This is a genomic window from Achromobacter marplatensis (assembly GCF_002209535.1).
Taxonomy (GTDB): Bacteria; Pseudomonadota; Gammaproteobacteria; order Burkholderiales; family Burkholderiaceae_B; genus Achromobacter; species Achromobacter marplatensis.
In genome coordinates this window covers 258,794-279,534 of record NZ_NJIG01000007.1, presented here as the reverse complement: position 1 = coordinate 279,534, position 20,741 = coordinate 258,794, and the positions used below count along the sequence as shown (strand labels likewise).

General features: G+C 66.6%; 18 protein-coding genes. 6 read left to right on the top strand and 12 right to left on the bottom strand.

Annotation, left to right across the window (positions count from 1 at the left end):
• The first annotated feature begins 36 nt into the window (after nt 1–36).
• Nucleotides 37–480 carry a hypothetical protein gene (locus CEY09_RS18675; protein WP_234818339.1) on the top strand — a complete coding sequence of 148 codons (444 nt, stop codon included), beginning with the start codon at nt 37–39 and terminating at the stop codon, nt 478–480.
• A gap of 26 nt (nt 481–506) precedes the next feature.
• Here CEY09_RS18675 and CEY09_RS18670 read toward each other — a convergent pair whose 3' ends face one another.
• The 6 genes from CEY09_RS18670 to CEY09_RS18645 all read right to left on the bottom strand — a co-directional run bounded on the left by CEY09_RS18670 (nt 507) and on the right by CEY09_RS18645 (nt 10,067).
• Complete coding sequence (locus tag CEY09_RS18670; protein WP_088589923.1) at nt 507–1,742, bottom strand: MFS transporter; 1,236 nt, start codon at nt 1,740–1,742, stop codon at nt 507–509.
• Between the two features lie 111 nt (nt 1,743–1,853).
• Nucleotides 1,854–3,881 (bottom strand): acetyl/propionyl/methylcrotonyl-CoA carboxylase subunit alpha, encoded by a 2,028-nt coding sequence (locus tag CEY09_RS18665; RefSeq protein ID WP_088589805.1) that lies wholly within the window; start codon nt 3,879–3,881, stop codon nt 1,854–1,856.
• A gap of 61 nt (nt 3,882–3,942) precedes the next feature.
• Entirely contained in the window at nt 3,943–5,550 is a 1,608-nt protein-coding gene (locus CEY09_RS18660) for a carboxyl transferase domain-containing protein (RefSeq protein ID WP_088589804.1), read from the bottom strand.
• 217 nt (nt 5,551–5,767) lie between these two features.
• Nucleotides 5,768–6,949, bottom strand: a complete 1,182-nt coding sequence (locus CEY09_RS18655) for an acetyl-CoA C-acetyltransferase (protein ID WP_088589803.1) — start codon at nt 6,947–6,949, stop codon at nt 5,768–5,770.
• Between the two features lie 2 nt (nt 6,950–6,951).
• A complete protein-coding gene (gene aceK, locus CEY09_RS18650) occupies nt 6,952–8,865 on the bottom strand; it encodes a bifunctional isocitrate dehydrogenase kinase/phosphatase (RefSeq protein ID WP_088589802.1) in 1,914 nt (637 codons plus the stop codon).
• A 23-nt stretch (nt 8,866–8,888) separates the two neighbouring features.
• Nucleotides 8,889–10,067 carry an isovaleryl-CoA dehydrogenase gene (locus CEY09_RS18645; protein WP_088589801.1) on the bottom strand — a complete coding sequence of 393 codons (1,179 nt, stop codon included), beginning with the start codon at nt 10,065–10,067 and terminating at the stop codon, nt 8,889–8,891.
• Nucleotides 10,068–10,315: 248 nt separating this feature from the next.
• Between CEY09_RS18645 and CEY09_RS18640 the strand changes: the two genes are divergently transcribed.
• Entirely contained in the window at nt 10,316–11,494 is a 1,179-nt protein-coding gene (locus tag CEY09_RS18640; RefSeq protein ID WP_088589800.1) for a M20 aminoacylase family protein, read from the top strand.
• A 75-nt stretch (nt 11,495–11,569) separates the two neighbouring features.
• Nucleotides 11,570–12,541, top strand: a complete 972-nt coding sequence (locus CEY09_RS18635; RefSeq protein ID WP_088589799.1) for a Bug family tripartite tricarboxylate transporter substrate binding protein — start codon at nt 11,570–11,572, stop codon at nt 12,539–12,541.
• A 246-nt stretch (nt 12,542–12,787) separates the two neighbouring features.
• Here the strand turns inward: CEY09_RS18635 and CEY09_RS18630 are convergent, their stop codons facing one another.
• A complete protein-coding gene (locus CEY09_RS18630; protein ID WP_006226119.1) occupies nt 12,788–13,120 on the bottom strand; it encodes a YnfA family protein in 333 nt (110 codons plus the stop codon).
• Between the two features lie 9 nt (nt 13,121–13,129).
• Nucleotides 13,130–13,510, bottom strand: a complete 381-nt coding sequence (locus CEY09_RS18625) for a MerR family transcriptional regulator (protein ID WP_088589798.1) — start codon at nt 13,508–13,510, stop codon at nt 13,130–13,132.
• Between the two features lie 73 nt (nt 13,511–13,583).
• Here CEY09_RS18625 and CEY09_RS18620 point away from each other — a divergent pair, with 73 nt between their 5' ends.
• Nucleotides 13,584–14,651, top strand: a complete 1,068-nt coding sequence (locus tag CEY09_RS18620) for an MBL fold metallo-hydrolase (protein ID WP_088589797.1) — start codon at nt 13,584–13,586, stop codon at nt 14,649–14,651.
• 305 nt (nt 14,652–14,956) lie between these two features.
• Here the strand turns inward: CEY09_RS18620 and CEY09_RS18615 are convergent, their stop codons facing one another.
• Nucleotides 14,957–15,583: a LysE family translocator gene (locus tag CEY09_RS18615; protein ID WP_006226122.1), complete on the bottom strand. Its 627-nt coding sequence runs from the start codon at nt 15,581–15,583 to the stop codon at nt 14,957–14,959.
• 105 nt (nt 15,584–15,688) lie between these two features.
• Between CEY09_RS18615 and CEY09_RS18610 the strand changes: the two genes are divergently transcribed.
• Nucleotides 15,689–16,423 carry a nitroreductase gene (locus CEY09_RS18610; protein WP_088589796.1) on the top strand — a complete coding sequence of 245 codons (735 nt, stop codon included), beginning with the start codon at nt 15,689–15,691 and terminating at the stop codon, nt 16,421–16,423.
• A gap of 83 nt (nt 16,424–16,506) precedes the next feature.
• A complete protein-coding gene (gene metC / locus CEY09_RS18605) occupies nt 16,507–17,700 on the top strand; it encodes a cystathionine beta-lyase (protein ID WP_006226124.1) in 1,194 nt (397 codons plus the stop codon).
• 65 nt (nt 17,701–17,765) lie between these two features.
• On the opposite strand, the gene CEY09_RS18600 is transcribed toward metC, so the two are convergent.
• The 3 genes from CEY09_RS18600 to CEY09_RS18590 form a co-directional block, all read right to left on the bottom strand.
• A complete protein-coding gene (locus tag CEY09_RS18600) occupies nt 17,766–18,755 on the bottom strand; it encodes an alpha/beta hydrolase (RefSeq protein ID WP_088589795.1) in 990 nt (329 codons plus the stop codon).
• The gene (locus tag CEY09_RS18595) at nt 18,734–19,951 is read right to left on the bottom strand and encodes an ABC transporter substrate-binding protein (protein ID WP_088589794.1); all 1,218 of its coding nucleotides are present in this window, start codon (nt 19,949–19,951) and stop codon (nt 18,734–18,736) included. Before CEY09_RS18595 ends, CEY09_RS18600 begins: the two co-directional genes overlap by 22 nt.
• Nucleotides 19,952–20,108: 157 nt before the next feature.
• A complete protein-coding gene (locus CEY09_RS18590) occupies nt 20,109–20,741 on the bottom strand; it encodes a thiol:disulfide interchange protein DsbA/DsbL (protein WP_006226127.1) in 633 nt (210 codons plus the stop codon).

Here is a 20,741-nt window from a genome sequence, read left to right as displayed (position 1 = left end):
ACTTGCGTACGGGAATTGCCTGGATTGGACATCACCATGCTGGGCCTGCTTGTCGTGGCGGGATTCGGCTTCCTGTTGCTGGGGGTGTACCTGCTGGTCCGTCGACGGCCTGGCCTGGGCGAGCCTCCGACGGAGGCGGGGACTGAAAAGTACCGTTTGAAGGGTCCCGTTGGTCTTTTCCTGATAGCGCTGGCACTTGCGCTGTGGGGACTGACGTATTGGCAGCTGAACACTCGATTCGCCCCGGACGCGGAAGCCTTCTCCGGCGCGCCCCGCACACTAGGCGCTATCGCGGACGGGCTGCGCCGCAACTCGAACGCGGATATTCAGTTGAAGGGGGACGCGGACACCGTCCTTATTTCACAACCGGTGAGCGGCGCTTGCGCCACCGCGTTGCTGGACAACCTGTGCGACAAATACGCGGGCACGCTGACGTGCAGCAAACAGGGCAATCGAAGGGTGATCGAGCGCACCCGTTGAGCAAACGAATGCGCAAGACACCCGCCTCAGGTGGGCGCCGTTTCGTTCCCGTGCAGCGTTCTGAGCTTCCGCAATTCCGGGAACCACCGCATCCACAACCCGGCCACGGCGATCGTGCCCAGGCCGCCGATCACCACCGCCGGCACGGCCCCGAACAGTTCGGCCGTCACGCCGGACTCGAACTCGCCCAACTGGTTGGACGCGCCGATGAACAAGGTGTTCACGGCGCTGACCCGGCCCAGCATGTGGTCCGGCGTATTCAACTGCACCAGCGATGAACGCACCACGACGCTGATCGAGTCCGCGGCGCCCAGCACGACCAGCGCGGCGACCGACAGCGGAATCGAGGTCGACAGGCCGAACACGGTGGTCGCCAGCCCGAAGAGGATCAGCGAACCAAACAGCAGGCGCCCCACGTTTTCGCCCAGGCTCAGCCGTGCGAGCGTCAGCGACATCAACGCCGCGCCGCAGGCAGGCGCCGCGCGCAAGGCGCCCAGCGCCCACGGACCTGCATTCAGGATGTCTTTGGCGAAGATGGGCAGCAAGGCCGTCGCCCCGCCCAGTAGCACGGCAAACAGATCCAGCGACAAGGTGCCCAGCAGCAGCCGGCGCTGGAAGATGAAGGTGATGCCGGCAAACAGCGTGCGCCAGGTGGTCGGCTCTTTGCGCGGCGGGGCGCGTTCGATGACAAGCGTGGCGATGGACGCGAAGGCGGTCAGGTACAGCGCCGCGGCCACGCAATAGATCCACCCGGCTCCCAATCCGTAGCCGATGCCGCCCAGCGCGGGGCCAGCGATCTGCGCGATCTGGCCGCCGGAGGACGCCAAGGCGGTGGCGCGCGGCAGCCACTCGCGGGGCACGACGGCCGGAATCAGCGTGGATAAGGTGGGCGCTTCAAAGGCGCGCGCCGAACTCATGATGATGATGGTGGCGTAAATCAGCGTCTTGCCGCCCACGCCGTGCAGGGCCGCGATGGCCAGCACCAGCGTGGCCAGGGTTTCCAGCGCCATGCAGAGGGCGACGATCTTGCGGCGGTCGTAGCGGTCGGCCACGTGGCCCACGACCAGCGTGAGCGCGGCCATGGGCAGGAACTGCGCCAGGCCGATCAGCCCCAGGTCGATCGCGCTGCCCGACAGCGCATAGATTTGCCAACCGACGGCGACCGAGACGATCTGGAAGGCCAGCGACGCGCTGACGCGCGCGAACAGGAAGTGCAGGAACGGGGGACGGGAAAGCGGACTGGGGGAGTCGGGGGCGGGCATGGGAGATTGCGCGCCAGGCGCGCGGACGGTGCCGGAATCCGCCATTCTAGTGACAGCCGGCTGACGCCAAACTAAAGCGCCAGCCGGCAGCAGGGGCAATCCGCCCCAGGGCTAGGCGTCGATCGACACCAGTTCGGCGCCTTCGGTGACCTGGTCGCCCACGCCGTAGAACACTTCCCCGACGCGGCCGTCCGCCGGCGCCGAAATCGTGTGCTCCATCTTCATGGCTTCCATCACCAGAAGCGGCTGGCCCTTTTCGACCGTGTCGCCCGCCTTGACCGAGATCGAGATGATCTTGCCGGGCATCGGCGCCGTCAGGCCGCCGCCGTGCTCGCCCTGCGTGTCCTGGGCGTGCGCCAAGGGGTCGTAGAGCTCCAGCACGTGCACGCCGCCTTCGCCGAATACATGGGCGCGGTCGGCATGCAAAACGACCGTACCGGCGTTCTCATGGCCTGCCAGCGTGATGCGCAGACCGTAGGCCAGGTTGGGATTGGCGCTGGCGTGGGAACGCCACAGGAAGGGTTGCGCACCCGAGCCGGCATCCAGCGTCCAGGCGCCGCCCTGGCGGGCGACGGTCACGCGGCGCGTTTCACCGTTGTCCACCCACTGCAGATGGCGCTGGTACTGGTTGCCCAGCCGCCAGCCATCACGCGCGTCCCAGGGGTCGGACGGGCCCTTGCCGGCGGTTTGCGGGCCGGGTTGGGCCAGGCCCTGGCGCACCAGCACGGCGGCCGAGGCCAGCGCCAGCGTGGCGGCGCTGGCCGCCTGCGGCTCCGGCAGCAGCGTGGCGCGCTGGCGCTCGATCAGACCCGTGTCCAGGTCCGCGGCGGCGAAGGCGCTGTCTTGCATCAGGCGCGACAGGAACGCCACGTTGGTCTGCACACCTACGGCCTGCGTCTGGGCCAGCGCCTGGAGCATGCGGGCGCGGGCCTGGTCGCGATCAGCGCCGTGCACGATCAGCTTGGCGATCATGGGGTCGTAGAACGGGGTGATCGTGTCGCCCGTGCGCACGCCGCCGTCCACACGGATGTCGCCGTTGGTGAAGGCGGTGTGCGGCGGCAGGCCCAGATAGGCCAGCGTGCCGATCGACGGCAGGAAGCCCTTCTCGGGGTTCTCGGCGTAGATGCGGACCTCGATGGCATGGCCGTTGATGCGCAGGTCCTCCTGGCGCACGGGCAGGGGCTGGCCGGCGGCCACGCGCAACTGCCATTCCACCAGGTCGTGGCCCGTGATCATTTCAGTGACTGGATGCTCCACCTGCAGGCGCGTATTCATTTCCATGAAGTAGAAGCGGCCGTCCGGCTCGGCGATGAACTCGACGGTGCCCGCGCCCACGTAGCCGACGGCGCGCGCGGCGGCGACCGCTGCTTCGCCCATCGCGCGGCGGCGTTCTTCCGTCATGCCGGGCGCCGGCGCTTCTTCGATGACCTTCTGGTGGCGGCGCTGCACCGAGCAGTCGCGTTCGAAGAGGTAGACGCAGTTGCCGTGCGTGTCCGCGAACACCTGGATTTCGATGTGGCGCGGCTTTTGCAGATAGCGTTCGATCAGCACGCGGTCGTCGCCGAAGCTGGAGGCGGCTTCGCGTTGGCAGGACGCCAGCGCATCCAGGAACGCGCCCGACGATTCCACCACGCGCATGCCCTTGCCGCCGCCGCCGGCGCTGGCCTTGATCAGCACCGGATAGCCGATGCCGTCGGCCTGGGTCTTCAGGAATTGCGGGTCCTGGTTGTCGCCGTGATAGCCCGGCACCAGCGGCACGCCGGCCTTCTCCATCAGCGACTTGGCGGCCGATTTGCTGCCCATGGCGGCGATGGCGGACGCGGGCGGGCCGACGAACGAGATGCCGGCCTTTTCAGCGGCTTCGGCGAACGCTTCGTTTTCCGACAGGAAGCCGTAGCCCGGGTGGATCGCGCCCGCGCCGGTGTCGATCGCGGCCTGCAGGATGGCGTCGGCGCGCAGGTAGCTGGCGCGCGGTTCCGGCCCGCCGATGTGCACGGCCTGATCGCAGGCGGCCACGTGGCGCGCGTTGGCGTCCGCGTCCGAATAGACGGCGACGGTGCGGATGCCCATGCGGCGGGCGGTGGCGGCGACGCGGCAGGCGATCTCTCCGCGGTTGGCAATCAGCAAAGTGTCGAACATGGATGTCATCCTGGCTGTAATTCTTCTTGAACTGCGGTGCTGCGGGGCAAGGGCGAACGCCCTACATCCGGAACACGCCGAACTTCGTGTCTTCGATCGGCGCGTTCAGCGCGGCCGACAAGGCCAGGCCCAGCACGCGGCGCGTATCGGCCGGCGCGATGATGCCGTCGTCCCACAGGCGCGCCGTGGCGTAGTAAGGATGGCCCTCATGTTCATACTGTTCACGGATGGGCGCTTTGAAGGCGGCCTCTTCGTCGGCCGACCACTTGCCGCCACGCGCTTCGATGCCATCGCGCTTGACGGTGGCCAGCACGCTGGCGGCCTGTTCGCCGCCCATCACCGAGATGCGGGCGTTGGGCCACATGAACAGCATGCGGGGCGAATAGGCGCGGCCGCACATGCCGTAGTTGCCGGCGCCGAACGAGCCGCCGATCAGCACCGTGAATTTCGGCACGGCGGCGGTCGCCACCGCCGTCACCATCTTCGCGCCGTGGCGCGCGATGCCTTCGTTCTCGTATTTGCGGCCCACCATGAAGCCGGTGATGTTCTGCAGGAACACCAGCGGAATCTTGCGCTGCGCGCACAGTTCGATGAAGTGCGCGCCCTTTTGCGCAGACTCGGAAAACAGGATGCCGTTGTTGGCGACGATGCCGACAGGCATGCCCTGGATGTGGGCAAAGCCGGTCACCAGCGTGGGGCCGAAACGCGCCTTGAATTCGTCGAATTCGGACCCGTCCACGATGCGCGCGATGACTTCGCGCACGTCGTAGGGCTTGCGCGTATCGGCGGGGATGATGCCGTTCAGTTCGCTGGGATCGAAGCGCGGTTCGCGCACGGGAATCGTGGCCAGCGGTGCGGGCTTCTTGCGGTTCAGGCGGGCCACGGCGTTACGCGCCAGTTGCAGCGCATGCATGTCGTTGGCGGCCAGATGGTCCACTACGCCGGACAGGCGCGTGTGCACGTCGCCGCCGCCCAGGTCTTCGGCGCTGACTTCTTCGCCCGTGGCGGCCTTCACCAGCGGCGGGCCGCCCAGGAAGATGGTGCCCTGGTTCTTCACGATGATGGATTCATCGCTCATGGCGGGCACGTAGGCGCCGCCGGCGGTGCACGACCCCATCACCACGGCGATCTGCGAAATGCCCTGCGCGGACATCTGCGCCTGGTTGTAGAAGATGCGGCCAAAGTGTTCGCGGTCGGGGAACACTTCGTCTTGCTGCGGCAGGTTGGCGCCGCCCGAGTCCACCAGGTACACGCAAGGCAGATGGTTCTGCGCGGCGATCTCTTGCGCGCGCAGGTGCTTCTTGACCGTCATCGGGTAGTACGTGCCGCCCTTGACCGTGGCGTCGTTGCAGACGATGACGCATTCGGTGCCCGACACGCGGCCGATGCCGGTGATGACGCCCGCGCCCGGCGCGTCGCCGTCGTACATGCCGTGCGCCGCCATTGGCGACAGTTCCAGGAACGGCGTGCCCGGATCGATCAGGTTCTCGACGCGGTCGCGCGGCAACAGCTTGCCGCGCGCCACGTGTTTGGCGCGCGCGGCTTCGCTGCCGCCCAGCGCGGTCTGCGCCAGTTTCTGATTCAGGTCATCCAGCTGCGCCTGCATGGCACGCGCGTTGTCGGTGAAGTCCTGCGACCGCGGATTGATGCGGGATTCGATGATGGGCATGGGGTTCCACCCGTCCTGCTTGATTGGAATTTGAAGGCGCTCGTAGAGCGGTTTGTCTCGCTGCCCGGTTGGTCCGGGCATTCTTGTCGATGTGGGTTTTCGTTGCGCCTTTTCCGATCTGGCCCGCGACCGACCCGTCGCGTCCGGTGGCCATGAGAGAAAAGGCGCAGCGAAAAACCACGGGAAGGCGGACGCCTGTCCGCCTTCCCGCGTGTCGTCAGACCATCTCGATCGCCATCGCGACGGCTTCGCCGCCGCCGATGCACAGCGTGGCGACGCCGCGCTTGCCGCCGGTCTTGCGCAGCGCGCCGACCAGCGTGGCCATCAGGCGGGCGCCCGATGCGCCGATCGGGTGGCCCAGGGCGGTGGCGCCGCCGTTGACGTTGACCTTTTCATGCGGCAGCTTGAAGTCGGTCATGGCGGCCATGGTGACCACCGCGAAGGCTTCGTTGATCTCGTACAGGTCGACGTCTTCGGCCTTCCAGCCGGTCTTGGCGAACAGGTTCTTCAACGCGCCCACGGGGGCGGTCGTGAACCAGCCCGGCTCTTGCGAGTGCTGGCTGTGGGCCACGATGCGGGCCAGCGGCTTGACGCCGAGCTTCTCGGCGGTGGAGGCGCGCATCAGCACCATGGCGGCGGCGCCGTCGGAGATCGACGACGAGTTCGCGGCGGTGATGGTGCCGTCTTTCTTGAACGCGGGCTTGAGCGTGGGGATCTTTTCCGGCATGGCCTTGGTGGGGGCTTCGTCGGTGTCGATCACGGTGTCGCCCTTGCGGCCGGCGACCGTCACGGGGGCGATTTCCCACTTGAAGCTGCCGTCTTCCGTGGCGGCGCGTGCGCGGCGCAGCGATTCCAGCGAGAACGCATCCTGCTGCTCGCGCGTGAACTCGTACTTGGCGGCGCAGTCTTCGGCGAACACGCCCATGGCCTTGCCCTTGTCGTAGGCGTCTTCCAGGCCGTCCAGCGCCATGTGGTCATACACGGTGTTGTGGCCGAAGCGGTAGCCCTGGCGCGCCTTCAACAGCAGGTAGGGCGCGTTGCTCATGCTTTCCTGGCCGCCTGCGACGACGACTTCGGCGCTGCCGGCCGCCAGCAGGTCATGGCCGAACATGGCGGCCTTCAGGCCCGAACCGCACACCTTGTGGATCGTGGTGCACGCCACGCCCAGCGGCAGGCCGGCGCCCAGCGCTGCCTGGCGCGCGGGCGCCTGGCCTTGGCCGGCTTGCAGCACGTTGCCCATGATGACTTCATCGACTTGCTCCGGCTTGATGCCGGCGCGTTCGATGGCGGCCTTGATGGCCACCGCGCCCAGCTCATGCGCGGCCAGGCCGGACAGGCTGCCCAGCATGCCGCCCATGGGCGTGCGGGCGATGGAAACGATAACGATGGGATCTGACATGACTAGCTCCTGTGAGGGTCGGGACAGCGTCTGGGTATCGGCACTGCGCGGTTGCCCGAAGGGCGTTCCGGACGCAGGCGTCTGTCCGTATCGTAAGGGAAAAATTCTTCAATCCGGCCCTGCGCCACCTGGGCGCGGCAGGCCTGCCACCAATCCGGTTCCAGCAGGTCGGCGTGGTGGCGCATGAAGGCGCCGCGCACGCGCGCGTCGCCAAGCAGGAAGCGGCCGAATTCTTCGGGGAATACGTCGTTCGGTCCAATGGCGTACCAGGGTTCGGAGGCCATTTCCGCTTCTTCGTTGGGGGCCGGCGGGATGCGCCGGAAGTTCATTTCGGTCATGCGCTGGATTTCGTCGTAGTCATAAAAGACGACCCGGCCCAGCCGCGTCACGCCGAAGTTCTTGTAAAGCATGTCGCCGGGGAAGATATTGGCGGCGGCCAGCTGCCGGATCGCGTCGCCGTACTCGCGCACGGCAGGTTCCAGCAGCGCGTCGGACGCCTGGCGCAGATAGATGTTCAGCGGCGTCATCCGCCGTTCGATGTAGACATGGCGGATGACGACGGTGTCCCCGGTTTCTTCGATCAGGCTGGGCACCAGGCGGCGTAGTTCGTCCAGCAAGGCGGGCGCGAAACGGCTGCGCGGCAGCGCCACCTGCGAATACTCCCAGGTGTCGGCCATGCGGCCCACGCGGTCGTGCAGCTTCACCATCTGGTACTTGCGGCGCACGGTGGCGTGGTCCATGCCATCTTTGTCGATGCGGTCCTTGATCAGCTTGAACACGTACGGGTAGGACGGCAGCGTGAATACGCACATCACCATGCCCTTGATGCCGGGCGCGATGTCGAAGGCGTCGCGCGAGTGGGCCAGGTGGTGCAGGAAGTCGCGGTAGAACAGCGTCTTGCCCTGCTTCTGCAGGCCGATCATGGTGTAGAGCTCGGCCTTGGGCTTGCGCGGCAGCAGCGTCGCCAGGAAGTTCACGACGGCGGCCGGCGTTTCCATGTCCACCAGGAAGTAGGCGCGGGTGAAGCTGAACAGCGTGCTCAGGTCGTCCGCGCCCAGCAGCAGCGCGTCCAGCGTCACCTGCCCCGCCGGATTGCGCGTCAGCGCCACGGCGAAGGGGTAGACGGTGGTCTGGTTGATCAGGCGGCCGACGATGTAGGCGCCCTTGTTGCGAAAGAACAGCGAGCCCAGCGCATGAATCTGGCAGTCGCTGGCGATGCGCCGACCCACGTGGCGCGGCAACAGCGTGCGCAACTGCGCGACGGCGGCCCGCGCAAGCATCCGGGTGTCGCGCGGCAGGTCTTCGAACGGCAGCGCCAGGCCGAAGTCCGCCACCATGCGGATCAGGCTTTTTTCCAGCCCGTCGGTGGCCGGGTAGTACACGCGGTACGACGGCGTGCTGCTGTCCAGGTAGTCGGTCGCAACCGCCGGACGCACGAAGAGGAAATCGTTGTGGAAATAGTCGCGGTGCAGCAGCCGGCACGACACCGAATTGAAGAAGGTTTCGGCACACTCCGGCTGGCGATGGTCGCCCAGCAGGCCGACGAATTCCTGCTTGATCTGCTGCCAGTAGGCCGTCTGGGTGTCGGTCAGGGCCGGCGCCGCTGCGCCGTTGGCGCCGTTGCCGTTGAGGCTTGCCGCGCCCAGCGCGCCCTCGGGGCGGCCACGCAGCACGCCTTCCAACTGGGTGGCGCATTCACGCACCCGCATGTCGTAGTACTCGATGCGTTCGCGCGACAGATGCTGGATGCCGTGCCAGTCGCCAGATTCGAACAGGGCCTTAGCGCGCTGCGCGCTGTAGCGGAACAGCGCGTAGTGGCGGTCGAACCCCGCCAGGATCAGCCGCGCGACGTCCAGCGGCGAGGGCCCCGGGGCGGGGGCCTGCTCGATATGCTGGACATCGGACATGCGGATCATGATGCGGCCCGGAGGATGGCGGATCAGGCGGTTTCGTTGAACAGTTCGCGGCCGATCAGCATGCGGCGGATTTCACTGGTGCCGGCGCCGATCTCGTACAGCTTGGCGTCGCGCCACAGGCGGCCCACCGGGTATTCGTTGATGTAGCCGTTGCCGCCCAGGATCTGCACGCCTTCGCCCGCCATCCAGGTGGCCTTTTCGGCCGTGTACAGGATCAGCGCGGCGCAGTCCTTGCGGACCTGGCGCACGTGCTCGGTGCCCAATTTATCCAGGTTCTTGCCCACCTGATAGCAGAAGGCGCGGCTGGCTTGCAGCGTGGTGTACAGGTCGGCCACCTTGCCCTGGATCAGCTGGAATTCGCCGATGGCCTGGCCGAACTGCTTGCGGTCGTGGATGTAGGGGACGACCACGTCCATCACCGCCTGCATGATGCCAAGCGGCCCACCGGACAGCACGGCGCGTTCGTAGTCCAGGCCGCTCATCAGCACCTTGACGCCGCCGTTGACCTGGCCCAGCACGTTCTCTTCGGGAATCTCGCAGTCCTGGAACACGAGTTCGCCCGTGTGGCTGCCGCGCATGCCCAGCTTGTCGAGCTTTTGCGCAACCGAGAACCCTTTGAAACCCTTTTCCACCAGGAAGGCGGTGATGCCGCGCTGGTGCGCTTCGGGATCGGTCTTGGCGTAGACGACCAGCGTGTCGGCGTCCGGGCCGTTGGTGATCCACATCTTGGTGCCGTTCAGCACGTAGCGGTCGCCCTTCTTTTCGGCGCGCAGCTTCATGCTGACGACGTCCGACCCGGCGCCCGGTTCGCTCATGGCCAGGGCGCCCACGTGTTCGCCCGAAATCAGCTTGGGCAGGTACTTGGCCTTCTGGGCCGCCGTGCCGTTGCGGTTGATCTGGTTCACGCACAGGTTGGAGTGCGCGCCGTAAGACAAGCCCACGGAGGCGCTGGCGCGCGAGATCTCTTCCATCACCACCATATGGGCCAGGTAGCCCATGTTGGCGCCGCCGTATTCCTCGTCGGCCGTCATGCCGAGCACGCCGAGTTCGCCGAATTTGCGCCAGAGGTCCATGGGGAACTGATCGCTGCGATCGACTTCAGCCGCGCGGGGCGCGATCTCGGCCTGCGCGAAATTGCGCACGGCGTCGCGCAGCATGTCCAGGTCTTCGCCCAGGTCGAAGTTCAGGCCGGGAAGATTCATCGATGTCTCCGTGATAGTGGGTACTTACATTCTTATGGGCGCCTGCCATCGGCGCGATGCCGCCATCGGAGGGCTCATCATGCGCCGATCACGCATCGCTGCGCAATGATGCACCGCAAATATTACGTTTACGTAAACGTAAATTGGAGTCGGGTTATCCCTAGGAAATTGCATGTTTCCCAGGGAGCAACGCTGATTACTATTCGACCCTGTCCCTGAAATCCCGCGTCATTGCCTCGGAGTCTGCCGTGCTCGAACTATCCCATCTGGACGAAATTGTGGCGCTGCGGCGCGATATCCACATGCATCCCGAGCTCTGCTACGAAGAGCACCGGACGGCCAAGGTGGTGGCGGACACGCTGCGCGGCTGGGGCATTGAAACGCACACCGGCATCGCCAAGACCGGCGTGGTCGGGGTGATCAAGCACGGCACGTCGGACCGGGCCATCATGCTGCGCGCCGACATGGACGCCCTGCCCATGCAGGAAGAAAACCAGTTCGAACACCGGTCGCGCCACGACGGCAAGATGCACGGCTGTGGCCACGACGGCCACACCGCCATGCTGCTGGCGGCGGCCCGGCACCTGCAGACCGCGGGCGGCTTCGACGGCACGGTGTACCTGTGCTTCCAGCCGGCCGAGGAAGGCGGCGCGGGTGGGCGCGCCATGATCCAGGACGGCCTGTTCACGCGCTTTCCCTGCGAAGCGGTATTCGGCATGCACAACTGGCCGGGCCTGCCGGCGGGCGCCTTCGGCGTGTGCGCCGGCCCCATGATGGCGGCCGCCAACGGCTTCAAGATCACGGTCAAGGGCAAGGGCGGCCATGCCGCCGCGCCCCAGGATTGCGCCGACCCGGTGCCGGCGCTGTTCGCCATCGGCCAGTCGCTGCAGACCATCCTTACCCGCAGCAAGCGTCCGCTGGACGCCGCCGTGCTGTCCATCACGCAGGTGCAAGCGGGCGGCAGCGTCATCAACGTCATCCCGAACACCGCCTGGCTGGGCGGCTCGGTGCGCGCCTACAGCACGGACGTGGTGGACCTGATCGAACGCCGCATGAACGAGATCGCCGGCAATATCGCCGCCGCGCATGGCTGCGAGGCCGACGTGTTTTTCGAGCGACGCTATCCGGCGCTGGTCAACACCGCGGCCGAGACCGAGTTCTGCCTGGGCGTCATGCGCGACGTGGTCGGCGAAGACCGCGCGCTGACCATCGAGCCCGCGATGGCCTCGGAAGATTTCGCCTTCCTGCTGCAGGAAAAGCCGGGCTGCTACGTGTTCCTGGGCAACGGCGACGGCGAGCACCGCATGGCTGGCCACGGCCTGGGCCCCTGCATGCTGCACAACGCCAGCTATGACTTCAATGACGCTTTGATTCCGGCGGGCGCGTCGTACTGGGTTCGCCTGGCACAACGCTATCTGACGGCCTGACCGCCGCGCCTGCTTGATGTGTTTCCCGTTTCACGCTTTATCCAACGCAGTGCTACGCAACATCACTAGGACGATATGAAAAAGAAGACATTGCTGGTCAAGGCCGCGGGGGCGGCCCTGGCAATCGTGGCAAGCGGCGCCATGGCCCAAAGCTGGCCCGCCAAGCCCGTGACGCTGGTTGTGCCCTATACCGCCGGCGGCAGCGCCGACGCGATCGGGCGCCGCCTGGGCGACGTGCTGCGCAAGGAAGCCAACATCACCGTCATCGTTGAAAACAAGCCGGGCGCCGGCGCGTCGGTAGGCACGGACTTCGTTGCGCGCGCGCAGCCGGACGGCACCACCCTGCTGCTGGCTTCCACCAGCCCGCTGACGATCTTCCCGCATCTGGCCAAGACCAACTACGACCCGATGAAGGACCTGACGCCGGTGGCCAGCGTGGCCGTGGCGCCGGTTGCCATCGTGGCGACCAAGGCGTTGCCGGTGAAAGACTTCGCCGGTCTGGTCGAGTACGCCAAGTCGCACCCTGAAGGCGTGCGCTACGGCACGCCGGGCCAGGGCACCGTCGCCCACATCGGCATGGCCGCCGTCACCACGCAGACCAACACCAAGATGCTGCACGTGCCCTACCGCGGCAACAGCCAGGCGCTGACCGACGGCCTGGGCGGCGTGGTCGAGCTGCTTGTCGTCAACAGCGACGTCGTGTTGCCGCACGTGGCCAATGGCGCGCTGCGGCCGTTGGCGGTGATGGCGCCGCAACGCCTGGCCGCCTGGCCGGACGTGCCCACGATGGCCGAACTGAAGCTGCCGCAGGCGCAGTACTACTCCAACTTCGGCGTGTTCGCGCCCGCCAACCTGCCGCCGACGGTGTCGCAGCCGCTGCTGGCCGCGTTGAACAAGGCGGTTGCCAGCGCCGACTTCCAGGACCTGCTGGCCAAGTCCTACCTGCAGCCCGGCACGGCGTCGGGCGAGGCATTCGCCAAGCAGGTGCAGGCCGAGTTCACGAACAACGCCCGCATCATCAAGGAAGGCAACATCAAGGCGGAGTGATCGGGATTCGCGGGCGGGTTGACGGGCGCCGCGTGCTCCACGCCGCCTATCGTTCCGCTCGGAATCGGACCGTAGGATGGGTGAAGCGCGAAAGACTGCGCGCCAGAACATAAACCCCCAACGCGCGTAACCCATCAAGCAGAGGTGATTGCTTGGCAAGGTCCGCCACAACGCAACCTTCGTCCGATGGGTTACGCGCGCTGGGCAGCCGTGTCCTTCCGAAGAATCACTCGCGCTTCACCCATCCTACGTGCCCCGGGGGCCGAACATGATTACCAGCATGCCGGCCAGGCACAGGCCCACGCCGAGCCAGTCGCTTGCGCTGGGGCGCACGCCGTCGACTGCCCACAGCCACAGCAGCGCCATGCCGATGTACACGCCGCCATACGCGGCGTAGACCCGGCCGGATGCGGTCGGATGCAAGGTGAGCAGCCACGCGAACAGCGCCAGGCTGGCAGCGGCGGGCGCCAGCAGCCAGATGGAATGGCCCTTGCGCAGCCATAGATAGGGTAGATAGCAGCCGACGATTTCGGCCAGCGCGGTCAGGATGAACAGCGCGACGGTCTGCAGGGCGCCCATGCCGGCGCCCTAAGGCTTCTGCGCCAGCAGCACGCGGCATTCGCGCTCTTGCTGGGCAATCTCTTGCAGGGTGTCTTCGATGTCGCGGCGCTGCTGCTCCAGCGTGGCGCGGTGCTGTTCCAGGACGCTCAGGTATTGGCGCAGCTGGACTTCGGTGTCCCCCGGACCGTCATACATGTCGATCAGGGTCAGGATTTCGGACAGTTGCAGCCCCAGGCGCTTGCCGCGCAACGCCAGTTTCAGGCGCGTGCGGTCACGCGGCCCGAAGATGCGGTTGCGCCCCTCACGCGCCGGGCTGACGATCCCCTGGTCTTCATAGAAGCGGATCGTGCGGGGCGTGACGTCGAACTCGCGGGAGAGTTCAGAGATGGTCCAGGTTGACGAGGGCATGCGACGTGTGGCAGTTTACGTAAACGTAAATTATGATGACTTGACGGTAACGTCAAGCGTGGAGCGAGAGGCAATGAACCCCAACGAACAGAAACTGCAGTACCCGTGGGCGGACTTCCAGCCCGAAGCCGGTCATGCGCATGTGGTGACGGACGGGGTCAAATGGATCCGGATGCCGCTGCCGTTCGCGCTGGATCATATCAACCTCTGGCTGCTGCGCGACAACATCGACGGCCGCGACGGCTGGACCATCGTCGACTGTGGCATCGCGCGCGACGAGGTCAAGGCGCTGTGGGAAGAGGTCTTCAAGAATGAGCTGGAAGGTCTGCCCGTGCTGCGTGTGATCGTCACGCACATGCACCCCGACCATATCGGCCTGGCCCACTGGCTGTGTGAACGCTGGGATGCGCGGCTGTGGATGACTATGACGGACTTCATGGTGGCGTCCTTGTGGTCGTCGCGCCGCACCGAAGCTGGCGGCGGCCCCGGCGGCCAGTCGGCCGTCGAGCACTTCGCCCGCCACGGGCTGACCGACCCGGATGCCCAAGAGCAGATCCGCCAGCGCGCCAACTATTTCCCGAACCTGGTGCCGGCCGTTCCCGCGCGCTACACGCGCATCATGCATGGCGACCAGGTCCGCATCGGCGAGCGCGACTGGCGTGTGATCGTGGGCTATGGCCATGCCCCGGAACACGCGTCGCTGCATTCGCCCGGCCTGAATGTGCTGATTTCGGGCGACATGGTGCTGCCGCGCATCTCCACCAACGTGAGTGTGTTCGACTACGAACCCGACGCCAACCCGCTGCCCCTGTACCTGCGTTCGCTGGACGGCTACGACGGCCTGCCCGACGACACCCTGGTGCTGCCTTCGCACGGCCGTCCCTTCACGGGCCTGCACGAACGCATCGCGCAGCAGCACGAGCATCACCGTGACCGTCTGGCTGAGGTCCTGGAAGCGTGCGCCGTGCAGCCGCAGTCGACGTCCGACATCGTGCCCGTGCTGTTCAAGCGCAAGCTGGACCTGCACCAGCTGACCTTCGCCATGGGCGAGGCGCTGGCGCATCTGCACGCGCTGTATTTCGAAGGCAAGCTCAAGCGCGCCACCGGCGCCGACGGCATCGTGCGCTTCACGGCGGCCTGATAACAACGCAAGCCGGGTTGCGCCCGACGTTCTTGTGTGACGACCCTTGCGCGTCATCGTCCATGCAATCTGCGCACGCGGCGGGGAGGTAGGATGGGTGGAGCGCGAGAGTCCGTACGCAAGAACACCGGCCTCGAGCGCGCGCAACCCATCAAGCAACGATTGCGCTGTAGCTAACGTTGCCAAGCAATCATCGTTGCTTGATGGGTTGCGCGCGTTGTATATCGAGATGCTTGCGGCCTACGTCTCGCGCTTCACCCATCCTACGAAGGCCCGTCGTAGGTGGGTGGCGAGTGTCCGGTCCGTTACCGCGTCGCGGTCGCCAGCCGCACGGCCAGGCCCACGAACACCAGGGCGGCGATGCGGTTCAGCCAGCGCTTGGCCGGCACCGAGCGCTGCAGCAATTCGCCGAACGCGCCCGAGAAGAACGCGATGGCGCCGAACACCAGCAAGGTCGACACCATGAACACCGCGCCCAGCTGCAGGGTCTGGATACCGACCGGGCCCAGCGCCGGCGAGGTGAACTGCGGCAGGAAGGCGAAGAAGAACAGCAGCACCTTGGGGTTGGTCAGGTTCATGACGATGCCGCGGCGATACAGGGCGCCGGGCTTGAGCGGTTCGGGCGCCTTGCCGGTTTCCGATTCCACCGGCGCGCGCAGGATCTGCCACGCCAGATAGGCCAGGTAGGCGGCGCCCGCCAGCTTCAATACCGTGAACGCCACCGGCGACGCGGCGAATACCGCCGCCAGGCCAAACGCCACGGCGGCCGTATGGCCGAGCAGCCCGGTGCACAGCCCCAGCACGACCAACATGCCCGCCTTGCGTCCCCAAATGGCCGATTGCATCAGCACGAACAGGTTGTCGGGCCCCGGGGTCAGGGCCAGCAGGACGGCAATGCCAAAAAATGCGATCAGGGTATCGAAGGGCAGCATGGGTTTCGCCTGGAACGGGAAAGCTCCGGTCAGCCGGAGAATGGCATCATAAGGGCAAAATCCACCCGGCTCATTCGCGCCGACAACCGGAGAGAGACACACACCATGGCCGCAAACCCCACGCCGGACACGCCCATCCGCGACGATAGCGACGCCCGCCCGGACGCCGCGCTGGAGGCCTGGCTGCGCGCCCGGCACAGCTGCCGCGCCTTTCTGCCCGCCCCGGTGCCCCGCGCGACGATCGAGCGCATCCTGACGCTTGCGCAGCGCACGGCGTCCTGGTGCAACTGCCAGCCCTGGCAGGTGGCGATCACCGAAGGCGCCGGCACCGAACGTTTGCGCGCGGCGCTGCAGGCCCGGGCGGAGCAGGCTGGCGTCACCCCCGGCTTCACTCCGGACTTCCCCTTCCCCCGCGAATACCGCAACGAGTATCTGGCGCGGCGGCGCGAATCCGGCTTCCAGCTGTATGGCGCCGTGGGCGTGGCGCGCGGCGACCGCGAGGCCTACCGCCGCCAGGAAATGCGCAACTTCCAGCTGTTCGACGCGCCGCACGTGGCCATCATCACGACCGACGAGGCCCTGGGCGAATACGGTGCCATGGATTGCGGCGGCTATGTGGCGAACTTCCTGCTGGCGGCCCAGGCCAACGGCGTGGCCACCGTCGCGCAGGCTTCGCTGGCGATGTATCCCGAGGTGCTGCGCGAGGTGCTGGGCATCGGCGCCGACCGCCGCGTCGTGTGCGGCATTTCCTTTGGCTACGCGGACGCCTCGCATCCCGCCAACAGCTACCGCACCCGCCGCGCCGACCTGCCGGAGGCCGTCGCCTGGGTCACGGCCTAGGGACAGGCCGCCTCGCGCCTGATATGGTTCACCCTATCCGCCCTTGTTCCGGCTTCGTTCATTCTTAAGCACTTCCCCTGAAGATGACCACCAAACACATCGATACGGTTTTGCAGCACGCGGGCACCGCCCCGTTCCATCCTGAAACCGGCACCGCGCCGGTGCCGCTGCCACCCATGCGCGCCAGCACGGTGCGCTTCGAGAACCTGGCCGCGCTGGAGCAGGCGCAGCGCACCAAGGCGGCCGGCGGCCGCGCCACCACCTACGGCCGCATGGGCATGGACACCCATGCCGCGCTGGAAGAGGTGTTCACGCAGCTGGAAGGCGGCACGCATTGCTATCTGGCCTCGTCGGGCCTGTCGGCGATGACGATGGTCATGATGGCGCTCTGCTCGGCAGGCGACCACGCGCTGATCTCCGACTGCGTGTACGGCCCGATGCGTGAACTGGACGATGCCGTGCTCAAGCGCATGAACATCGACATCACCTACTTCTCGGCCGACGAAGACCTGGAAGCGCTGGTGCAGCCCAACACGAAGCTGCTGTATGTGGAGTCGCCCGGTTCGCTGTTGTTCGAAATGCTGGACATGGGCGCGATGGCCGCGTTCGCCCAGGACCACGGCCTGGTGCTGGCCACCGACAACACGTGGGGCTCGGGCTATATCTATCGCCCGCTGACGCTGGGCGCGCAGGTCTCGGTCATTGCCGGCACCAAGTACGTGGGCGGCCACTCCGACCTGATGCTGGGGGCGGTGGTCACCAACGACGAAGCAATCGCCAAGAAACTGAACCGCACGCAGTACGCGATGGGTTATTCCATCAGCGCCGACGACGCCTGGCTGGCGCTGCGCGGTGTGCGCACCATGCCGATCCGCATGGCCCAGCACGCGCGCCACGCGTTGCAGGTGTGCGAATTCTTCAAGAGCCGTCCCGAAACCGTGCGCCTGTTCCATCCGGCCTGGCCGGCGGACCCGGGCCATGCGTTGTGGCAGCGCGATTGCACCGGCTCCAACGGCATGCTGTCGGTGGAACTGGGCCTGTCGCCTGCGGCGGCACGTACCTTCGTGGACGCGCTGACCTTGTTCGGCATCGGCTTTTCCTGGGGCGGCTACGAAAGCCTGGTGCAACTCGTGTCGCCCAAGGACCTGTCCAAGCACCGCTATTGGGGCGAAGGCGACAACGCGTTGGTCCGCCTGCACATCGGTCTGGAATCGCCGGAAGACATCATCGCCGATCTGACCCAGGCGCTGGAAAAAGCCGCGGCGGTACGCGAGTAACGCCGCAGCCCGCGGCATGGCAGCCTGATGGCACGGCATCGCGCAATGCGCGCGACGCCGTGCGCTCAGACCGCCGTGGCGCGGATCCAGGCGCCGACGCGCGCGGCAATGTCGTCGCTGTTGTCGTCCATCATCGGCATGTGGGAATTGCCCGTGATGCCCTGCTCCGCCAGCCGCCACACGTCCACCCGTGCGCCGTGGCGCGCCAGCGAATCCGCATAGTCCTGGCCGGCGGCGCACAGGCGCTGCCACAACGGCGTGGCATCCAGATAGTCGCCATAGACGAACAGGAACGGCTTGTCCGCCACGGCGGCGGTGACCACGTCGCTGGAAAAGCCCGAGGGCTCGATGCCGATCACGCCGCGCACCAGATCCGGCCGCGCATGCAACGCGCGGTAGGCCACTTCGCCGCCATGGCTGTGCGCCATCACCAGGCACGGGCCCACGCGATCCAGCACGGCGCAAAAACCCCGCAAGGCCGCATCGTTGTTGCCCAGCCAGCGCGGCACCGCGTGGCGGATGAAGTCGTCGAACGCGTCGACGGGAAAGCGCTGCCCGGCGAACGCGCGCCGCGCCTCGAAATCCTCGGCGCGTCCGAAGCGGAACAGCGACCAGCTTTCTTCCGCGTTGCGGATGATGGGCGGCTCGGGCCAGACCTGCTGGAACGGGGCCCAGCCGGCGCGGCCGCGCTCCACGTTGTCCACCACATACACCGCATGGCCCTGGCGCAGGAAATGCTGCATCCACCCTGCCCGGCCGTCGGGCGTCTGTTCCCACATGGCGCCCGTCATGCCGCCGCCGTGCAGCAGCACGACGGGCAGCGGATGGGTGAGCCGGGCCGGAATGAAGTACTGCACATAGGCCTGTTCGAAGTGGTACAGGCCGTTCGGGTCATAAGCCAGCGACGCGGTTTGCGTGAAGGCGATGTCGCGCTGCGGCAGGCCGGCCACGCGCACGGGCTTGCCGCCAGCGTAGAAGCTGCCAAAGTCCGCCAGCGCGACGGGCTCCGAGGCGGACGACGGCCTGGCCGGCGTCATGGCTTGACCAGCGGGCATTGGCTTTCCGACAGCGGCCAGGCCAGCGTGTCGCCGGGAATGGTGCGCACGATGTTGTAGTAGTCCCACGGCGCCTTGGACTGCTCGGGTGTCTTCACCTGCGCCAGCATCATGTCGCGCACCACCAGCCCGTCCTCGCGGATATGCGCGTTCAGGCTGAAGGGGTCGTCGATGGGCAGCGACTTCATCTTCGCCATCACGGCATCCGAATCCGCCGTACCGGCGGCTTTCACCGCCTGCAGGTAATGCCGCACCGAGCTATACACGCCCGCCTGCAGGAAGGTGGGCGGGCGGCCGACGCGCGCTTCGAACTTCTTGGTGAAGGCGCGTGTGCCGTCATTCATGTCCCAATACGACGGCACCGTCAGATAGGTTTTCTGTGCCGCTTGCAGGCCCAGGCTGTGCACGTCCGTGATCAGCAGCAGCATGGCGGCCAGCTGCTGCGTGCCGCCGATGCCGAATTCCGCGGCTTGCTTGATGGCCGAGATGGTGTCGCCGCCCGCATTCGCGATGGCGATGATCTGCGCCTTGGAGCCCTGCGCCTGAAGCAGGAAGGAGGCGAAGTCAGAGGCATTGAGCGGGTGGAACACCGTGCCCACCACTTCGCCGCCATTGGCTTTGACGACGGTTTCGGTGTCGGCCGCCAGTTGCTTGCCGAAGGCGTAGTCGGAGGCCAGGATGAACCAGCGCTTGTTGCCTTCCTTGACGACGGCGGTTGCCGTGCCGCGCGACAGCGCATAGGTGGTGTAGGTCCACTGCACGCCATACGGCGAGCATTGCGCTTGCGACAGCGCGGTGGTTCCGGGGCTGGAGAACAGCACCAGCTTCTTCTTTTCGCGCGCGATGCCTTGCACCGCCAGCGCGACGGACGAATTGGGCACGTCCACCACGACGTCCACGCCATCGGTGTCGTACCACTTGCGGACCATGCTGCTACCGATGTCGGGGCGATGCTGGTGGTCGCCGGACACCAGCGAGATGGGCTTGCCCAGCACCGTGCCCCCCATTTCTTCGATGGCCAGGCGGGCGGCTTCCACCGACCCCTTGCCGGTGGCGTCGGCGGTGACGCCCGCCATGTCCGTCAGGACGCCGATTTTCACGCCGTCGGCCGTGCTGGCATGCGAGGCGACGGCGCCGAACGCCAGGCACAGGCCCAGGCCCAACGCCGCGCGATTGCGCAGGAATTGCTGTTTCATTTGTCTTCCACCCGTTTGATGCCGTCGATGCGGCGAATTTTTGTGGCGAAAGTGTAGCGCCGGCGTTTGGCGCCCGGCGCGGCTGAAACATCTTCTCCAAAAAGAAAACGCCCCGGCGGTGAGGCCGGGGCGTTTTGCCGTGATTCGCGGACACGGATTACTTGCTGCGCGCCATCGGGATCAACTGGTTGACTTCCTTCAGCGCGCCTTCGTAGCTGTTGCCCGCCATGACCGGCGAGGTCATGAACTTGCCGCCCACGGCAAACGAGGGCGTGCCGTCGATGCGGTAGGCCTCGGCCAACTGGGTGGCGCGTTGCACCTGGGTTTGCACGGTGAACGAGTCGAACACCGAATCGAACTTGGCGCGGTCCACGCCTTGGGAGGCCGCCCACTCGCCCATGGACTTCTTGTCGAACAGGCGCTTGTGCTCGCCGTGGATGGCGGTGAAGAACTTGGCGTGCAGGTCCTGGCGGTCCAGGGCCAGGAACGTGTAGTACACCTGCTGCAGCGGCTTCATGCCGGCGTTGAAGGCGATCGGCACTTGCTTGAGCACGACGTCGGACGGGGCGGTCTTGACCCAGTCTTCAACCATGGGTTCCATGGCGGCGCAATGCGGGCAGGTGTAGGCGAAGAATTCCAGCACTTCCACCTTGCCCGGGGTGTCCGACGGCAACGGCGGGTTGATCGACACATAGGCCGGCGTGCCTTGAGCGTGGCTTGCCTGGCTGAAGAACGCCGTGGCGGTCAGCGCGGCCGCGGCCATGATGCGGATAATCTTGGTGGACAACAT